Origin of the sequence: Haloarchaeobius marinus, from assembly GCF_051207415.1 — an archaeon.
Taxonomy (GTDB): Archaea; Halobacteriota; Halobacteria; order Halobacteriales; family Natrialbaceae; genus Haloarchaeobius.
This window is the reverse complement of record NZ_JBPKGD010000001.1, coordinates 1029796-1046690: the sequence shown is the minus strand read 5'-3', so window position 1 is coordinate 1046690 and position 16895 is coordinate 1029796. Positions and strand designations below refer to the sequence as shown.

General features: G+C 68.8%; 13 protein-coding genes. 6 read left to right on the top strand and 7 right to left on the bottom strand.

All coding sequences use genetic code 11. The features are described 5' to 3' along the window. Positions 1 to 3: 3 nt before the first annotated feature. Positions 4 to 1086 (bottom strand): alpha/beta fold hydrolase, encoded by a 1083-nt coding sequence (locus tag ACSC1W_RS05280; protein ID WP_435345817.1) that lies wholly within the window; start codon positions 1084 to 1086, stop codon positions 4 to 6. A gap of 108 nt (positions 1087 to 1194) precedes the next feature. On the opposite strand from ACSC1W_RS05280, the gene ACSC1W_RS05275 reads away from it, so the two are divergent. After that, positions 1195 to 2124, top strand: a complete 930-nt coding sequence (locus ACSC1W_RS05275) for an ABC transporter ATP-binding protein (RefSeq protein ID WP_435345816.1) — start codon at positions 1195 to 1197, stop codon at positions 2122 to 2124. Positions 2125 to 2152: 28 nt separating this feature from the next. Here the strand turns inward: ACSC1W_RS05275 and ACSC1W_RS05270 are convergent, their stop codons facing one another. The 4 genes from ACSC1W_RS05270 to ACSC1W_RS05255 form a co-directional block, all read right to left on the bottom strand. Next, on the bottom strand, positions 2153 to 3235 hold the full coding sequence (locus tag ACSC1W_RS05270; RefSeq protein ID WP_435345815.1) for a sugar ABC transporter permease: 1083 nt from the start codon (positions 3233 to 3235) through the stop codon (positions 2153 to 2155). Then, positions 3232 to 4188, bottom strand: a complete 957-nt coding sequence (locus ACSC1W_RS05265) for a carbohydrate ABC transporter permease (RefSeq protein ID WP_435345814.1) — start codon at positions 4186 to 4188, stop codon at positions 3232 to 3234. The genes ACSC1W_RS05270 and ACSC1W_RS05265 overlap by 4 nt, the downstream gene beginning before the upstream one ends. A 3-nt stretch (positions 4189 to 4191) precedes the next feature. Further along, the gene (locus ACSC1W_RS05260) at positions 4192 to 5499 is read right to left on the bottom strand and encodes an extracellular solute-binding protein (protein ID WP_435345813.1); all 1308 of its coding nucleotides are present in this window, start codon (positions 5497 to 5499) and stop codon (positions 4192 to 4194) included. Positions 5500 to 5583: 84 nt separating this feature from the next. Further along, complete coding sequence (locus tag ACSC1W_RS05255) at positions 5584 to 8154, bottom strand: glycoside hydrolase family 15 protein (RefSeq protein WP_435345812.1); 2571 nt, start codon at positions 8152 to 8154, stop codon at positions 5584 to 5586. Between the two features lie 143 nt (positions 8155 to 8297). On the opposite strand from ACSC1W_RS05255, the gene ACSC1W_RS05250 reads away from it, so the two are divergent. After that, positions 8298 to 9419 carry an ABC transporter ATP-binding protein gene (locus ACSC1W_RS05250; RefSeq protein WP_435345811.1) on the top strand — a complete coding sequence of 374 codons (1122 nt, stop codon included), beginning with the start codon at positions 8298 to 8300 and terminating at the stop codon, positions 9417 to 9419. Between the two features lie 32 nt (positions 9420 to 9451). On the opposite strand, the gene ACSC1W_RS05245 is transcribed toward ACSC1W_RS05250, so the two are convergent. Beyond that, complete coding sequence (locus ACSC1W_RS05245; protein ID WP_435345810.1) at positions 9452 to 11452, bottom strand: DUF7997 domain-containing protein; 2001 nt, start codon at positions 11450 to 11452, stop codon at positions 9452 to 9454. Positions 11453 to 11671: 219 nt separating this feature from the next. Between ACSC1W_RS05245 and ACSC1W_RS05240 the strand changes: the two genes are divergently transcribed. After that, positions 11672 to 12730 (top strand): TrmB family transcriptional regulator, encoded by a 1059-nt coding sequence (locus tag ACSC1W_RS05240; protein ID WP_435345809.1) that lies wholly within the window; start codon positions 11672 to 11674, stop codon positions 12728 to 12730. A gap of 61 nt (positions 12731 to 12791) precedes the next feature. Continuing rightward, a complete protein-coding gene (locus ACSC1W_RS05235; protein ID WP_435345808.1) occupies positions 12792 to 13565 on the top strand; it encodes an ABC transporter permease in 774 nt (257 codons plus the stop codon). Here the strand turns inward: ACSC1W_RS05235 and nucS are convergent. Beyond that, on the bottom strand, positions 13562 to 14344 hold the full coding sequence (gene nucS / locus ACSC1W_RS05230; protein ID WP_435345807.1) for an endonuclease NucS: 783 nt from the start codon (positions 14342 to 14344) through the stop codon (positions 13562 to 13564). The genes ACSC1W_RS05235 and nucS overlap by 4 nt on opposite strands. Positions 14345 to 14573: 229 nt before the next feature. On the opposite strand from nucS, the gene ACSC1W_RS05225 reads away from it, so the two are divergent. Both ACSC1W_RS05225 and katG read left to right on the top strand, forming a co-directional pair. Next, entirely contained in the window at positions 14574 to 14759 is a 186-nt protein-coding gene (locus ACSC1W_RS05225) for a hypothetical protein (RefSeq protein WP_435345806.1), read from the top strand. Next, the gene (katG, locus tag ACSC1W_RS05220; RefSeq protein ID WP_435345805.1) at positions 14756 to 16894 is read left to right on the top strand and encodes a catalase/peroxidase HPI; all 2139 of its coding nucleotides are present in this window, start codon (positions 14756 to 14758) and stop codon (positions 16892 to 16894) included. Before ACSC1W_RS05225 ends, katG begins: the two co-directional genes overlap by 4 nt. Position 16895 lies beyond the last annotated feature (1 nt).

Genomic DNA, 16895 nt, shown 5'->3' with positions numbered 1-16895 from the left:
GTCTCAGTCCTTGTTCCCGGGCTCTTCGACGTCTATCTCCACGGATTCGCTCCCGCCACGCTCGCGTTCGACCTGGACGCCCGTGTCGCCACGTCCCTCGCGCGCCCGCTTGCGTTCGAGACTCCGTCTTCGCTCCTCCGCGAACACCTCGGAACTGATCTCGGGGAGGTCGTCCTCGATGGCCTCGACGAACTTGTCGGGGTGCTCGTCGTGTGGCATGAGCCTCGAGTAGTCGATGACGACGAGTTTCGCGCCCGTGGCGTCGGCGAGCCTGCGCCCCTCAGCGAGTGGCGTGACGTCGGCCTCGCGGCCCCAGACCAGCGTCACGGGCACGTCGAGGTCCGAGAGCGTCGCCGCCAGGTCGACGTCCGGGTCCAGGTAGCCGCTGACGAACGAGGCGGGTGCGAACCGGGCACCGGGCTGGTGGGTCGTCTGCCACTGGTAGGACTGCTTCGACTGCGTGTAACTCGACACGTCGTAGTAGCCGTGGTCCGCGCTGAAGTGTTCGAGCGAAGGGTTCGACGAGACGGCGTTGAATATCGCCTCGCCGAGCAGGGGCGACCGGAGGACCGCAAGGACCGTGCGCTTGCGTCGGCCCGGCATGCTCGACGTCGTGGGACAGACGAGGACGAGTCCGTCGACAGCGGTCCGGTTCGCGGCGGTGGCGGCGTACGACCCCGAGAGGGAGGAGGCGAGTATCGTCGGCGAGTCCATCACGTCGGCGGCGAAGTCGGCGACGAAGTCCTCGTACAGCCCAGCGGTGTAGACCAGCGGTGGTCGTTCGGACCGACCGAAGCCGGGGAGGTCGACGGCGACGACGTGGTACGCCCTCGACAGTGGCTCGAATATCTCGTGCCACTCCTGGCTGGAGGCGGCGGCGTTGACGCCGTGGACGAACAGGAGGTCGGGCGCGTCCGGGTCGCCGGCCTCCGTGTAGGCGACGTCCATGCCACGCCAGCGGTACGTCCGCTGCTCGCCCTCGAGCGCCGGTTCGAGCGGCTCGGCCCGGCGCGACAGGAGTTCGTTCGTCGCCGCTACGGCGCCCACCGCGACGCCTGCCGTGGCTAGCGCCTTTCTGAGCTTCATAGGTGAACTTCGACGCGACGTAACTTAATAATGCCGACAGGTGGGTTCCTCGGCGACGGACCGGCCGAAATCGAGAGGACTTACCGGGACGGGTCCGAAGCCCCTGGCATGACGACGGCGCTCGCGGTGGACGGAGTCCGCAAGACGTACGACGAGACGGTCGCGCTCGGGGGCGTCTCGCTGTCCGTCGAGGCCGGCGAGGTGTTCGCGCTCATCGGACCGAACGGCGCAGGCAAGACCACACTGGTCAGGACGATGACCGGAACCACGGTCCCCGACGAGGGGTCGGTCGAACTCCTCGGGTCCGCGCCGGAGGACGCCGAGAAGTCCCGACTGGGCGTCCTGCCACAGGCGTTCTCGCCCCCGGGACGACTGACCGCACGGGAGGTCGTGGCGTACTACGCCGGGTTGTACGACGACGCGCGTGACGTGGACGCGGTGCTCGCCGAGGTCGGCGTCACGGACGCGGCCGACACCTGGTACGAGAACTGCTCGGGCGGCCAGCAACGACGGGTCTGTCTCGGTGCGACGCTGGTGAACGACCCCGAGGTGCTGTTCCTCGACGAACCGACGACCGGCATCGACCCGGCAGGTCGGCGCACCCTCTGGGAGCGAATCGAGGACCTCGCCGCGGGCGGGACGACGGTGTTCCTGACGACTCACGACATGGCCGAGGCGGAGCGACTGGCCGACCGGGTCGGCCTCCTCGCCGACGGCGAACTCGTCGCCGTCGGCACCCCCGGCGAACTCGTGCGCGAACACGGCGGCGACCGACGCGTCACGGTGACCGTCGACGGCGACCCGGCCGAGGCGGCCGACGCACTCGGGCGCGAGACCGCAATCGACGGCGACCGTGTCGTCGTCTCCGGCGTCGAACCGGCCGACATCGGCGGCCTCGTCGACGCCCTCGAACGCGCCGGGGTGGACTTCACCGAACTCTCGTGGGCCGAACCGTCGCTGGAGGACGTCTACCTGGCGCTGGCGGGTGAGAAGTTCCGGCCGGGCGGCGTCGAGGCCGCCCGGGTGACGGCGGACTGAGTCGCGGTCGTGTGACGACCGACGCGTCTCAGCCCTCGACGCCGCCGAACGACAGCCCGTCCTCGATGTACCGCTGTGTGAGCAGGTAGACGAGCATTATCGGGAGCGCGAACGTGAGTGCGAACGCCGAGAACTTCGGCCACGGCGTCGAGTACTCGCTGACGAGGAGGTACAGCCCCACCGGCAGCGTGTACTGGTCCGTCGTGAGCACGGTCTGTGCGACGACGAACTCGGTCCACCCCGCGAGGAAGGTGAAGATGAACACCGTCGCCAGCCCGGCCTTCGAGAGCGGGAGGACGACCTCCCAGACGACCCGGAACGACGACGCACCGTCGACGTAGGCCGCCTCCTCGTAGGACTTCGGGATGCCGTCCATGTACGTCTTCAGCAGCCACGTGTTGAACGGCACCGCCGTCGCGGCGTAGTAGAACGACAGCGCCAGTTTGTTCGCGTCGAGTCCGAACTTCACGAACAGCGCGTACAGCGCGATGAGGCTGGCGATGCCGATGCCGCCGCCGACCTGCGTGAACAGCACGTAGCCGTACAGCAACTTCCCGCGACCGATGAACTTCCGGCGCGACAACGCGTACGCGCCGGGGACGATCATACACATCGAGAGGACGACCGTCGGGACGGCCACGGTCACGCTGTTCCAGAGGTACCGCTTGAACTCGCTCGGGTACTCGACGCCGTGTGTGCTGGCGTCGAGCAGGACGACCTCCGGCGTCTGCAGGAAGACGTCGTAGCCGACGCCCGGAAGGGTCAGCGAGACGCGGTACCCCGGCAGGATTAGGTCCCCGACGACCCAGACGAACGTCCGCAACGTCGGGTCGCTCGGGAACAGTTCGATGCCGGTCGTCGCGAAGAACGACCCGGTCGCCCCCGACAGGGCGAGTTTGAACACCCAGTATATCGGGAACAGGAGCACGGAGACGGTGACCAGGGCGGCCACCGTCGAGACGAGCGTCCGGGCCACGTCGGCCGGTGCGACGTCGCCGGTCCGGAGGCCGACGACCGTGTACCGCACCTCGTCGTAGGCGCGCCGTGGCGCGTACGCCGCCGACTTCAGGTCCGACCCGACGCTCCGCGCGATGGACTCGACGAGGCTCATCGGTCACCGACCCCGTCGGCGAGTTTGCCCTTCTTCACGTTCAGCCACATGAACGCACCGATGAACAGCAGCGTCAGCATCATGATAGACGCCGCCCGGCCGTAGTGTGGCGGGGTGTCCACGAACGCCTCGTTGTAGCCGTAGTGTATGAGCAGCGAGTTCGTCCCGCTCGGACCGCCGTCGTTGAAGATGAACGGGATGAGGAACTGCTGGAACGAGGCCGCCGCGGTGAGGATGCCGCCGAACATGACCGGTCGCTTGATGGCGGGCAGGGTAACGTGTCGGAAGCGCGCGAAGTACCCCGCGCCGTCGACCCTGGCCGCGTCGTGGAGGTCCTCGGGCACGTCCTGCAGCGCGCTGACCGTGATGATGACGATGAACGGGTACGCCAGCCACACCTCGGTCACGTTGTACGTGAGAAAGGCCAGCCAGCGTTCGGTCATCCAGTTGGCCTTGTCGAGTCCCAGCTCGAGCAGGAGTTTGTTCGAGAGGCTGTAGCGCGCGTTGTCGAATATCTTCGACCAGACCGTGATGGAGAACACCGCGGGCAGGCCCATCGGCAGGATGACGAGCGAGCGCATGACGCGCTGGCCACGGACCCGGTCGCCGGTCAGCACCAGCGCGACGGCGATGCCGAAGGCGAGTTTGAGGGCGACGCTGGTCGCGACGAACAGCCACGTCACGCCCATCGAGTTCCAGAAGTTCGGGTCCGAAAGGATGGTGACGTAGTTCTCCAGTCCGATGAACTGCTCGTTGCCCTGGTGGATGCTCGTCGGCGGGGCGTTCGTCGCCCGCATGAACGAGAGGTAGAGCAGGTACAGGATGGGGTAGAACATGAACGCCGAGAAGAGGAACAGCCCCGGGAGGACCAGGAACAGTCCCACGTTCTCGCGGACCTGGACCGGCAGGTCGTACTGGCGTGCACGCCGGGCGATGCGGTTTGCGGTCGACATCGCTCACTCCCAGTTGTCCCTGACCTCGTCGGCGGCGGTCGAGAAGGCCGCCTCGGGGCCTTCCTGGCCGTTGTAGACGCGGGTGATGGCGTCGCCGACCGGTCCCCAGACGTCCTGCATCCGCGGGTTCGTCGGCATCGCGTAGCCCTGCTGGACGGCGGCGGCGTAGCCGGTGACGGTCTCGGGGAGGTCGTCGCTGTCGGCGAGGTCCCTGTGGACCGGGATGTAGGAGTGCTCCTCGGCGAGCGTCCTGAGCACGTCGGTGTTCGTGGTGTACCACTCGGCGAACTCGCGACTCGCGGTCGCGGCGTCGGCCGACCCGGTGCCCATCTTCTTCGAGAAGAAGAGCAGTTTCACGCCGGTGTACGGTGCCGGGTCGCTACCGTCGGCGGTGGGAAGTCGCGTCACGCCGAGGTCGACGCCGGCGTCGGCGGCCCCGCCGAGGAACCACGGACCGTTGATGGCGAAGGGCGCACGTCCCTGCTTGAACACGTCGGCCTGTGCCCCGTAGTCCGGCGAGTCCGGCATGTAGGGCGCGAAGTTGTCCATGTAGTACTGGAGGCCCTCGACGGTCGCCGGGTCCTCCAGTCCGAGTTCGTCGGCCTGGTCGTCGTAGTAGTACCCGCCGAAGGCGTGGACCCACGCGCTCACGAAGTAGGGGTCGACCGGGTAGCTGAGCCCGTACTTGCCCTCGCTCGGGGCGTGGTAGTCGTCCATGATGGACTGCATCTCCGAGACGGTCTCCGGCGGCTGGTCGACGATGTCCCTGTTGTAGACGAGGGCGACCGTCTCGGCGGCGTACGGGAGGCCGACGACGGCGCCGTCGAACTGGGCCGCCTGCGCGCCGACCTCGGTGAAGTACTCCGAGAGGTCGAGGCGCAGGCTGTCGCTCTGGTCGACGACCCAGCCGTTCTGGTAGTACTTGCCCGCCCAGTCGTGGGCGTGGTCGAACGAGTGCGGACCCTGGTCGGCCGGGATGGCCGTCTCCGTCCGGGTGCCCAGTTCCGCCACCTCGCTCGCGTTCAGTTCCTGGTCGAAGTTCTCGTTGAACAGACCGACCTGGTCCTGGAGGCTGCGCTTCTCGGCCTCGCGCCGCGAGTGCCAGAGGCTCGCCGACCCGCCCGAGTTCTCGGGTTCGAGCACGGCGAGGACCTCCTCGTCCGTCGAGGTGCCGTCTGCGGTGTCCGTCTCCGTGTCGTCCGCAGACGTGTCCGTCCCGCTGGTCTCCTCGACACCCAGACAGCCCGCAGTGCCCCCGAGTGCCGCCACCGTTGCCATCGTCCCGAGCAGGTCTCTTCTGTGCTGACTCATGCCTGAATCTATGATGAAATATGTGTTCATATATTTAGTTCTTTGGGTGCGAACGTCTCGCACCCGAGAAAAACGGGGCGGGACTCACTCGACGAACGAGACGGTCCGCTGGGCCGCCGCCAGCCCCCGGTCGGGGAACGACCCCTCCCCAGCAGCGACCACGGTCACGGGGTTGCGACCGTCGTCGAGGGGGACGTCGACCGCGAACGCGCCGTCTGTCGGCGTCGTCCGGATCGACTCCGTCCGCGTGCGGACGAGCACCGTCGTCGCGTCCGTCGTCCCCGAGACCGTGACCGAACTCGACTCGACGACGCTGTCGGGCCACGAGACGTCCAGTGTCGGCGGGGTCGGCGTCTCGCCAGACACGTACCGTCCCGAGACGAACCGGGGGGTCTCCACCGGCGCGCCAGCGTCGAGCGAGTGTGCGAGGCGGACGTACTGGGCCATGCTCCACGCCAGGGGCGTCGCGCTCCCGGTGCCCTCGCCGAACTCCCAGTCGTAGGCCGTCGCCCCGGGTCGGTCCCAGACCTGCTCCGGTAGCATCCGCCCGTCGTTGGCGAATCGCTGCATCGACCGGAGTAGGTTCGCCGGGGCCAGGGGACCGGACTCCGTGCCGGCCAGCAGTTCGTACTCGGCACGTTCGCCGGTGAGGAGGGGCCAGAGCCGACCCCGGCCCTCCCGCGTCACGGACCAGGGGGTCCCGGCCTCGTGTGGCCCCGACGGTCCCAGTTCGCCGTAGCCGTCGCCGTTGTAGCGGTACCACGCCGGCCCGTTCGGCGTGTCCACCCGGATGGCGTCGTCGACGACTGCGAGGGAGTTCCGGACGACGGGGTCGTCGGCCGGCGTGACCCCCAGTCGCACGAGTTCGAGGAAGCCGGCGTCGACGACCGCCCGCTCGTCGAGCGTCGGCCCGCCGTTCGCCAGCGACCGGGCCGTCCCGTCGTCGGGGTCCGTGTCGTCGCTCACCCGGACGTAGTACGGGGCCTCGTGGTCCACGGTGCCGGTCGTCGTCGCACACCAGTCGTCGACCGAGCGCTGCCAGTGGTCCGCGACCGCGAGGTAGGCCAGCGCGTCGTCCCCGTGACCCTCGTCGTGTGCCAGGCTGGCCGCGGAGGCGAGCCCCGCGACCGCTGCGGCGATGGTGCTCGGCGAGTAGCCGTCCTCCTCCTCCCAGCGCTCCTGCTCGGTCCGGGGGCCGCCGTGGACGACGTACTCCGCGAGTGCCCGGACCGAGTCGTAGTCGTACCCGGCGTCCGAGAACCCGTAGCCGTGGCGCTCGCGCAACTGGAGGGCCATCACGAGGGGGAACGAGATCTCGTCGAGTTGCTCCCCGCCCCAGCGCGTTCGCCCGTCGACGAACGTGTTCTGCGGGAGGAATCCGTCGCCGTCGTGCTGGTGGGCGAAGACGTACTCCAGCGCGTCGACCGCGCTCCGGACGTCGCCCATCGCGTCGAACGCGGTGAAGACCTGGTAGAGGTCCCGCGCCCAGACGAAGTTGTAGCCGTAGTCGCGGGCCTGGAGCGCGCTCACGCGTGACCCCCACGGGACGGAGGGACTGGCGATGCCCGCCCCGACGTAGGTCTTGTCCTCGACCGCCTTCAGGACCATCGCGGCCGACCGGTACTGGTCGGCCAGCGCATCGTCGCCGGCAACCGACTCGGGGACGGAGACGCCGTCGAGGTAGCCCCGCCAGGAGTCGACGTAGCCCGACCTGGCCGCGCCGAACCCGTCGTCCAGTGCGGCCGTCGCGGTGTCGAGTGCGGCGTCGGCGTCGCCTCCGGTGGCGAACCCGAGCGCGAGCGTCCGCGACGCCGTCGTCGCGCCGTCGGCGAGTCGTCCCCCGAACGTGACGACGCCCTCGGCCGTCGTCGCGGCGTCGACCGTCCGGCCCTCGTCGAGGAGCGCACGGGTCTCCGGTGCGCTCGATTCGCCCGCGCTGGCCCAGTCGAACCCACCGTCGGCGGCCAGTGCCAGGGCGACGACGTGGGGGTCGCCGTCGGCGTCCGTCATCACGATACCGTCGTCGCCGGTGTCGACGGCGACCAGTCCGGAACCCTCGCCGTCGGCGACGGGACGACGCTCGGCCGCGGTGTGGGCGGCCCGGCCCGACGGCGTGGGCGTGGCGACGACGAACAGGTCGAGGGGGACGGCAGCCTCGAACGTCACGTCGACGAGGAGCGCGTCGCGATTCGGGTCGGCCACGTGCTCGACTGTCAGCGTCCAGTCCCGGTCCGGGTCGGTCACGGTCTGGCGGAACGCGAGCGCGTCGGACTCGACCGGGTCGACCCGGCGCTCCAGCGCGTCGTCGGTGCCCGGCGGGGCGTGGGTCCGGGCGACGTAGCCCTCGCCGTCGGCGACGAGGAACGAGACGTGCCGTGCGTTCAGCAGGTCGATGCGCGGGAACCGCGGTTCGGTGAGCGCGCCGTCGGTGAGCGTGAACCAGACCCGGGAGGGGTCGGACTCGCCGTGGTCGGCGACGGTGCCCACGCCGTACTTCTCCCCCGTCGTCCACTGGGGGTCTGCCCGGGGCCGGGCCTCGCCACCGTCGGTTCGCGTCGGTTCCGTCCCGTCGGTCTGTTCGTCGCCGTCGTCGCGTCCACTGGCCCCGCAACCGGCCAGTCCGGTGACGCAACTCGTGGCGAGCGAGGCGAGCATCGTTCGTCGCTTCGGACGTGAAGGTGGCAGTCGGGTCACTCCTGCGTACTCGACGCAGCGCTCTAAAAAGACTACGAAATAGTCAATCACAATTTCACAAATTTGGGAAAGAGTTATGTGTTGTCACACACCCACACAGTACGATGGCCAGTCTTCGAATCGAGAACCTGCGGAAGGAGTACGACGCCGGCTCCATCGTCGCCGTCGACGACCTGACGCTCGACATCGCCGACGGCGAGTTCGTCACGGTGGTCGGCCCGTCCGGGTGTGGGAAGACGACGACGCTCCGGATGGTCGCCGGCCTCGAACGCGCGACGTCGGGCCACATCTACATCGGCGACGACGACGTGACCGACCAGACCGCCCGGGACAGGGACGTCGCGATGGTGTTCCAGAACTACGCGCTCTACCCGCACAAGACCGTCGCCCAGAACATGGCGTTCGGGTTGCGGATGAGCACGGACCTCTCGAAGGACGAACGCGACGAGAAGGTCCAGTGGGCCGCCGAGATGATGGACATCGAACCCCTGCTGGGGAAGAAACCTGGCGAACTCTCCGGCGGGCAGAAACAGCGCGTCGCCCTCGGACGCGCCATCGTGCGTGAACCCGCCGTCTTCCTGTTCGACGAACCGCTGTCGAACCTCGACGCGAAACTCCGGACGACGATGCGGACCGAGATACAGCGCCTCCAGAACGAACTCGACATAACGGCGGTGTACGTGACCCACGACCAGGAGGAGGCGATGACGATGGGCGACCGGATGGTCATCCTCCGCGACGGCGCACTCCAGCAGGCGGGCCGCCCGAAGTCCGTGTACGAGAACCCGGCGAACGAGTTCGTCGGCGGGTTCGTCGGGTCCCCGAGCATGAACTTCGTCGACGTCGAGGCCGACCCGTCCGACGACCCCGACTCGCTCGTCGGCGACGGCTTCCAGTACCGGCTTTCGGCCGAGTTCGCGTCGGTCCTGCCCGACGGCGACGAGTTCCGCCTCGGCGTCCGCCCGGAGGACGTCTCGCCGGCGTCGCCCAACGCCGCCGGGAGCGTCACCGCGACGGTCGAGGTGGTGGAACCGGTCGGGAGCGACAACTACCTCTACCTCGACGTGGCCGACCAGTTCATCGCTCGCGTCGATTCCAGCGTCGAACCGACGCCCGGGGAGGAGGTGACCGTCGCCTTCGACGAGTCGGCCATCCACCTGTTCGACGCCGAGACGGGCGAGACGTTCGACCGGGAGGCACGCAGAACCGACCTGCAGACGGCCTGAGAACGGCTGGACCGGCGTTCCTCGAAGAAGCGTCAGTCGTCCTCCGACACCACAGTCGCACCCGTCAGCGACTGCGATTCGTCGCGAGCGACCGTGACGAGTCGAATCGCGTGCGGCCAGCCGAGGGGCGTCGCGCTGTCGGGCGTCCCGTCGTCGAACACCTGTTCCGGCAGGTAGTGACCGGCGGAACAGAGGCTCCCGCCCGGGAGGAGTTCGGCGAGTAACTCGGCCGCCCGGGCCTCGAACCGGTCCGCTCCGTCGCGACCCTGGTCGTCGAGCAGTCGGGCGAGTTCGGCGGCGGCGTGGGCACCCCAGGCCGTCGCGACGGTCCACACCTTCGGCTCGGTCTGCGTGCGCGTGCGCCAGTCGTCCCCCTCGTAGCGGACGAGTCCGTAGACGTCGTCCGTCTGCCGGGCGAGTCCGTCGAGTGCGCACCCGGTGTGGCTGACGAGGCGGTCGAGTCGCTCCTCGGTGACGAGACCGCCCGCCGCTGCGGCGCGATGGGCTTCGACGAGCGCGAACGTGCTGGAGTCGAGTCGGTCGTCCAGTTCGCCGTCGTCGAGGCGGAGGCCGTACGCCTCGCGGTCGTGGCTCCAGAGCGCGTCGAGCGCGTCGAAGACGGTCCGGGCGCGGCCGGCTGCGTGGTCCGCGACCGACCCGACCGGTGCCCGGGCGACGCTGGCGTAGGCGTGCAGGTACGTCGCGGCGGTGTGCGTAAAGCGCCCGGTCATGTCCTCCCAGGCGTTCTGGCAGGGGGCTGGCAGGCCGTCGTCGTCGAGCCAGTCGTCGAGCGCGTCGACGCCGTCGGCGATGGCGGCCTCGACCGCCTCGGCATCGTCCGGGTCGCACCGCCGGCGGTACTCTGCGAGGAAGGAGACGACGCTGGCCGTCTGGTCGGCCTGGTACTCGCGCCCCTCGCCCTCGACGGTGGCGTTCGCCCAGCCCGGGGCGAGCGACCCGTCCGAGGGCCAGACCCGGTGGGGCCAGCTTCCGTCGGCCAGTTGCGTCTCCCGGTAGAACCGGGCACTCCGGCGGTGTCGGTCGTCGAGTCCGAGGCCCAGTTCGGCGTCGGCGTCGAGGAGGTACCGGGCGATCTCGGCGTCGTCCCGGAACCAGGTGTAGCCGTAGCCACCGGAGTAGGCGTAGTTGGGGTCGAAGTCCGGTCCGGCGATGCGTGGCCCGTCCGGGGACCCGAGCAGACCCAGGACGCGCAGGTCGGCAGCGACGCTCTCCGACGGCGCGGGCGTGAACTGTTCGTTCGCGACGCCGGCGAGGCGCGCCGGGTCGTGGTCGGCCGCGAGGGACCGGGCGCGTTCGACGGCCTCGTCCCGACTGACCGGGTCCGCCTCAAGGAGCGTCGCGACGGTCGCCTCGCCTGCCTCCAGCGGGACGACGACGAGGACGTTCCCGCCGAGTCGGCCCGCCTCGTAGGCGTCGTCCTCGACCGGCCGCGGGAGGTCGACCGCCTCGTCTGCCAGGAGTTCCGCGAAGCCCTCCGGGCGACGTCCCTCGACCGATTCGAAACCGGTCGCGGACGCGAGGAAGTCGTGTTCGCGCCGGTGGTACGCCTCGACGACACTGCGGTCGCGGTGGACCAGGTGCCCGACCTGCGTCTCCGCCCCCTCCGGTTCGAACGAGCAGTAGACGACGAGCGCGTCCGCCGGTCCGGAGACGTCGACGTGCGTCACGTGGCCGGCGTCGACCGTCAGGTCGGTCCGCTCGACGGTCACGGGACCGTCGCGGAACGTCGACTCCACGAGGGCCGTGTGGCCGTCGTAGCGCTGGCGGCGCTGCCCGAACCCGTCCAGCCATCGCGTCTCGCCGTCCACGCGGACGCCGAAGCGAGCGCGTGCCAGTCCGCCGAGGCCCGAGAATGGTGCGGAGAAGTCTTCCAGTCGCCCGTCGCGGCCGACGTAGACGAGTCGGCCACCGGCCCCGGAGAACAAGCCGTCGGTCGTCCGTCGCTCGCCGGGGAAGCACGACGGACGGCCGCGGTCGCGTTTGTAATCGTTCAGTGCGGCACGCAGGTGCATTGCTTCGAGGTTGCCTGGGGCGGTCATAAAACTTGTTGTAATATTAGTTCATAGTTTAATCCCGGTGCTGGCCAGTTCCCCCGTCGCACCGTCTCCCGGTCCGGGGACGCGGTCGTCGAGGACACGAAGCCTGGACTCGCGGCGTCGAGGTCGGGCCTCTCGAAAGCGGTAAGGGGTGGAGGGACGTGGGTCCGGTACGCACCAGGGGAACGAGAGACAATGGAAGACACGACACTGGTAGCCCGGTTGGAGCGACTCGGTCTCTCCGAGAAGGAGATAGACACCTACCTCGCCATCCTCGACCACGGCGAGGCGAAGGCGAGCACCATCGCCCAGGACGCCGGCGTCTCGAAGCGATACGTCTACAGCGTGAGCGAAAAGCTCGAGTCCCGGGGGTTCGTCGAGGTCAACGACCACGCCGTCCCGACGCTCATCCGGGCGAACCCGCCCGAGGACGTCGTCGAACGTCTCACGGCCGAACTCAGGTCGCTCGGGCCAGACCTCTCGGCCCGGTGGAACCGGGTCAGCGAGGAACAGCGCGAGTTCGAGATCGTCAAGGCCCGTCCGACGGTCATCAAGCGCATCCGCCAGTTCCTGGCCACGGCGGAGGACGAGGTGACCCTCTCGATTCCGGCGAGCCAGCTCCCCGAGGTCGCCGACGAACTCCGCGAGACCGTCGACCGCGACGTGCTGGTCTTCCTCATCCTCACCGGCGAGGACGCCGGCGACGTCGACCTGTCCGGCGACGTGCCCGTCGCCAGCGTCGTCCGGGTGTGGGGCGAGCGCGCCCCGGTCCTGTTCACCGTCGACACCCGACTCGGCCTGTTCGCGCCGTACGAACTGCTGGCACGGTCGAACACCGGCAAGCAGGCGGTGACCATCGCCCAGGAGCAACTCGTGCCCATCCTCGTCGGCTCGTTCTTCGGGAACTACTGGCCGACGGCCGAGGAGGCGGCCGTCGCCGACCCGACGCCGCTCCCCCAGGACTTCCAGAGCTTCCGACACGCCGTCTTCGCGGCGACGCGCTACCGGAACGAGGGCGTCGAGGTCGCCGCGACGGTCGAGGCCCGGCCGGTCCACGACACGGACGACTACCGGACCCTCACCGGGAGCGTCGTCGACGTCCGACAGACGCTCGTCGAACCCGTGAACAGTACGTTCGCGGTCGAGAACGCGCTCGTCCTCGACGTCGACGGCGAGACGGTCCCCGTGGGCGGTCCCGGCGCGTTCGTCGAGGAGTACGAGGCGCGGTCGGTGCGCCTCCACCGCGTCGAGTAGCGACGGCCGACCCCGACCCGAAACCGGTGCATCTTAGCGTCCCGGTGACCGAGCGTGGGACATGACGATGGCGAGGCGCGTCCGGTCCGAGTTCTTCGCGGCGTGGCACTCCTTCCTGCGCCGCCGAGTCGCTGTCTTCTTCACGTTCTTCTTCCCCGTCCTGCTGGTGGGCATCTTCGGCGCACTGGTCCAGACCAACCCGGCAGGTGGCGGCCTGTTCGCCGAGGACCCGGCGTACTACGTCCCGGGGTACCTGGCCGTCGTGGTCCTCCAGACGCCGCTGTCGCGCATGGGGTCCGAGGTCGCCCGCCACCGCGAGGGCCACCGGTTCGAGAAACTGGCGACGACGCCACTCTCGCGGGCGGAGTGGCTGATGGCGCACACGCTGGTCAACACCGTCATCATCGCCATCGCGGGGTTCGTCCTGCTCGCACTCACGGTCGTCCTGACCGGGGCTGACGTCGTCTTCTCGCCGCTACTGCTCCTGTTCGTGCCCGTCGGCGTCGTCTGCTTCTGTGGCGTCGGCTCACTGCTCGGTGCGTTCGCCGACTCGCAGGACGGCGCGATAACCGCCGCGAACGCCATCGGACTCCCGTTGCTGTTCCTCTCGGAGACGTTCGTCCCGCCGTCGATGCTGCCCGAGTGGTTCCACCCCATCGTGGCGCTCTCGCCGCTGACGTACTTCGCCCAGGGCCTCCGACAGGCCATCTGGCCGGGGGCGGAGTCGGGGACCGTCGTCCTGGGACTCGGCGCGGTCGAGTCGCTCGCCGTGCTCTCCGTGCTGGCGCTGGGCTTTTTCGCCTTCGGCACGCGGGCGATACCGAGGACCGACTAGAGGAAGTCAGAGAGCGTCTTCTCGCTGGCCTCGCGGGTCTCGACGTCGAACTCCGCCAGGCGGACGAACTCCATGCCGTCGTCCCGGAGCGCCCGCTTCACCCGGTCGCTGGCCGACGGCGCGACGAGCATCCCACGGACGTCGGGGTTCGACTCCCGGTAGAGTCCGACGTAACGCTTCAACTGGTCGAAGTTGTTCAGCGTGGCCTGCCGTCGCTTGACCTCGACGACGACGGGTCGACCCTCGTCGTCGCGGGCGAAGAAGTCGACGAACCCGTACTTGGTCTCGCGCTCGTGTTCGACGATCCTGATGCCCGATCCGAGCGCGTCCTCCGGGTTGCGCTCGATGTACTCGTGCATCTCGGCCTCCGTCCCGCGCTCCTGGTACTCGACGGGGTCGTCGGCGTCGAAGCGCGTCAGCTGGTACGGCTCGTGGAGGTAGACCCGGAGGTACTCGTTGGGGTTCGAGCGCCGGGCGTAGAGCAGGGGCGACTCGGACTCGCCGTCCTCGTCGTAGTCGTCGTCGACCTCGACCTTGATGGTCGCCCCACTGGGCATCCAGTTCACGGGCTTGTGGCCGCTGGGTCGGTGGACGAGCAGCGTCCCGTCCGGCTTGCAGACGACGAGTCGGTCGCCGGGACCGAGGTAGCCCCCGCTCCGGCCGTCGTACTCGACCTCGCAGGCCGCGAGGCAGGTCACGACGGCGCCGTCTCGCTGGCTCTCTCGGACGACACGTGCGACCGTCTCTGCGTCGGGCGACTGGTGGCGCTCCGTCGGCATTGCTCTCGGTGACTCGGGACGGGAGCAAAAAGGTAGGCGATTCCCACCCGGGTCGGTCTAGATTTCGAAACTCGGACCGCCCTAGAAGGACGGGGGATGTGGCCCAGTACCAAAGATTCGCCGTAGAAATCGAAATTATTGTCGGGCAAGTGGAATCGAAACCGGAGATTCGGGAACCTATCCGGTGGGTTTATGAAACGAACATTCTACCATCCGAAGGAGTCACCAGATGTCAGAAGACACCTCCAGACACGGACCGGACGACGCCGACGTCGACTCGGTAGCGTCCGACCACGACACGCTGACGACGAACCCCGGGGACCAGGTTCCCGCCACCCAGAACGCCCGGGGCGACGGCGCGTACGGGACGGCCACGCCCACGAACGACGTGACGTCGGAGGGTATCCGACGATGAACGGGTCCGAACACGACTGGTGGCCGAACCAGTTGAACGTGGGCCTACTCGACCAGAACGCTCGCCAGGTCGACCCGATGGGCGAGGAGTTCGACTACGCCGAGGCGTTCGAGAGCCTCGACCTCGACGCCGTGAAGGCGGACGTCGAAGACGTGATGACGACGTCGCAGGACTGGTGGCCGGCCGACTACGGTCACTACGGGCCGCTGTTCATCCGGATGGCGTGGCACAGCGCCGGCACGTACCGCACGAGCGACGGCCGCGGCGGCGCGGCCGGCGGCCGACAGCGCTTCGCGCCCCTCAATAGCTGGCCCGACAACGCGAACCTCGACAAGGCGCGCCGACTGCTCTGGCCGGTCAAGCAGAAGTACGGCCGCAACCTCTCGTGGGCCGACCTGCTGGTCCTGGCCGGGAACGTCGCCATGGAGTCGATGGGGTTCGAGACGTTCGGCTTCGCCGGCGGGCGCGAGGACGCCTTCGCACCCGACGAGTCCGTCTGGTGGGGGCCCGAGAACGAGATGGAAGCCTCCGACCGGTTCAGCGACGACGGGGAACTCGAGGAGCCCCTCGGCGCCACCGTGATGGGCCTCATCTACGTGAACCCGGAGGGGCCGGACGGGCAGCCGGACCCGGACGCGTCGGCGGAGAACATTCGGGAGTCGTTCGGCAGGATGGCGATGAACGACGAGGAGACGGTCGCGCTCATCGCCGGCGGACACACGTTCGGGAAGGTCCACGGCGCCGACTCCGGTGACCACCTCGGTCCGGAGCCCGAAGCGGCACCCATCGAGGAGCAGGGTCTCGGCTGGAAGAGCGACCACGGCTCCGGCAAGGGTCCCGACACGATAACCAGTGGCATAGAGGGCCCCTGGACCGACGCGCCGGTCCAGTGGGACATGGGCTACGTCGACAACCTGCTCGACCACGAGTGGGAACCCGAGAAGGGTCCCGGCGGTGCGTGGCAGTGGTCGCCGACGGACGAGGAACTGTACGAGAGCGCGCCGGACGCCCACCTCCCGGACGCGATGGTCGACCCGATGATGCTGACGACGGACATCGCGCTCAAGCGGGACCCGGACTACCGGGAGATACTGGAGCACTTCCAGGAGAACCCGGACGAGTTCCAGGAGGCGTTCGCGAAGGCGTGGTACAAGCTGATACACCGCGACATGGGCCCGCCCTCCCGGTTCCTCGGTCCCGAGGTCCCCGACGAGGAGATGCTGTGGCAGGACCCCCTCCCCGAGGTCGAGCACGAACTGGTCGGGGACGAGGAGGTCGCCGAACTCATGGCGGAGATTCGAGAGTCGGACCTGTCCGTCTCCCAGCTGGTCACGACCGCCTGGGCGGCGGCGTCGACGTACCGCGACAGCGACAAGCGCGGTGGAGCGAACGGGGCCCGCATCCGCCTCGAACCACAGAAGGGCTGGGAGGTGAACGAACCGGAGCGACTGGAGACGGTGCTCGACACCCTCGAAGAGATCCGGGAGGCGTTCAACGGCTCGCGGTCCGACGGGACGAGGGTCTCGCTCGCCGACCTGATCGTTCTGGGCGGCTGGACAGGCGTCCAGCAGGCGGCCGAGGATGCCGGGTACGACGTGGACGTTCCGTTCGAACCGGGCCGGACCGACGCCTCGCAGGAACAGACCGACGTCGAGTCCTTCGAGGTGCTCGAACCGGACGCCGACGGGTTCCGTAACTACGTCGCGGACGGCCACGACCGACCGGCGGAGGAGTCGCTGGTGGACAGGGCGGAACTGCTGAACCTGACGGCGCCCGAGATGACGGTCCTGGTCGGCGGCATGCGAGCGCTGGACGCGAACTACGGGCCGTCCGACCTCGGCGTCTTCACCGACCGGCCGGAGACGTTGACCAACGACTTCTTCGTGAACCTGCTCGACATGGGTACGGAGTGGGAACCGGCCTCGGACGCCGCAGACGTGTTCGAGGGGCGCGACCGCGAGACGGGCGAACTCGAGTGGAGAGGAAGCCGCGTGGACCTCGTCTTCGGGTCGCACTCCCGGCTTCGAGCCATCGCGGAGGTCTACGGAAGTGACGACGCGGAGGAGACGTTCGTGCGTGACTTCGTCGACACGTGGGAGAAGGTGATGACGCTCGACCGGTTCGACCTGGAGTGAC

Coding starts and splice junctions, on each gene's coding strand:
- ACSC1W_RS05280 (WP_435345817.1), bottom strand. CDS start 1,086: ATGAAGCTCAGAAAGGCGCTAGCCACGGCAGGCGTCGCGGTGGGCGCC.
- ACSC1W_RS05275 (WP_435345816.1), top strand. CDS start 1,195: ATGACGACGGCGCTCGCGGTGGACGGAGTCCGCAAGACGTACGACGAG.
- ACSC1W_RS05270 (WP_435345815.1), bottom strand. CDS start 3,235: ATGAGCCTCGTCGAGTCCATCGCGCGGAGCGTCGGGTCGGACCTGAAG.
- ACSC1W_RS05265 (WP_435345814.1), bottom strand. CDS start 4,188: ATGTCGACCGCAAACCGCATCGCCCGGCGTGCACGCCAGTACGACCTG.
- ACSC1W_RS05260 (WP_435345813.1), bottom strand. CDS start 5,499: ATGAGTCAGCACAGAAGAGACCTGCTCGGGACGATGGCAACGGTGGCG.
- ACSC1W_RS05255 (WP_435345812.1), bottom strand. CDS start 8,154: ATGCTCGCCTCGCTCGCCACGAGTTGCGTCACCGGACTGGCCGGTTGC.
- ACSC1W_RS05250 (WP_435345811.1), top strand. CDS start 8,298: ATGGCCAGTCTTCGAATCGAGAACCTGCGGAAGGAGTACGACGCCGGC.
- ACSC1W_RS05245 (WP_435345810.1), bottom strand. CDS start 11,452: ATGCACCTGCGTGCCGCACTGAACGATTACAAACGCGACCGCGGCCGT.
- ACSC1W_RS05240 (WP_435345809.1), top strand. CDS start 11,672: ATGGAAGACACGACACTGGTAGCCCGGTTGGAGCGACTCGGTCTCTCC.
- ACSC1W_RS05235 (WP_435345808.1), top strand. CDS start 12,792: ATGACGATGGCGAGGCGCGTCCGGTCCGAGTTCTTCGCGGCGTGGCAC.
- nucS (WP_435345807.1), bottom strand. CDS start 14,344: ATGCCGACGGAGCGCCACCAGTCGCCCGACGCAGAGACGGTCGCACGT.
- ACSC1W_RS05225 (WP_435345806.1), top strand. CDS start 14,574: ATGTCAGAAGACACCTCCAGACACGGACCGGACGACGCCGACGTCGAC.
- katG (WP_435345805.1), top strand. CDS start 14,756: ATGAACGGGTCCGAACACGACTGGTGGCCGAACCAGTTGAACGTGGGC.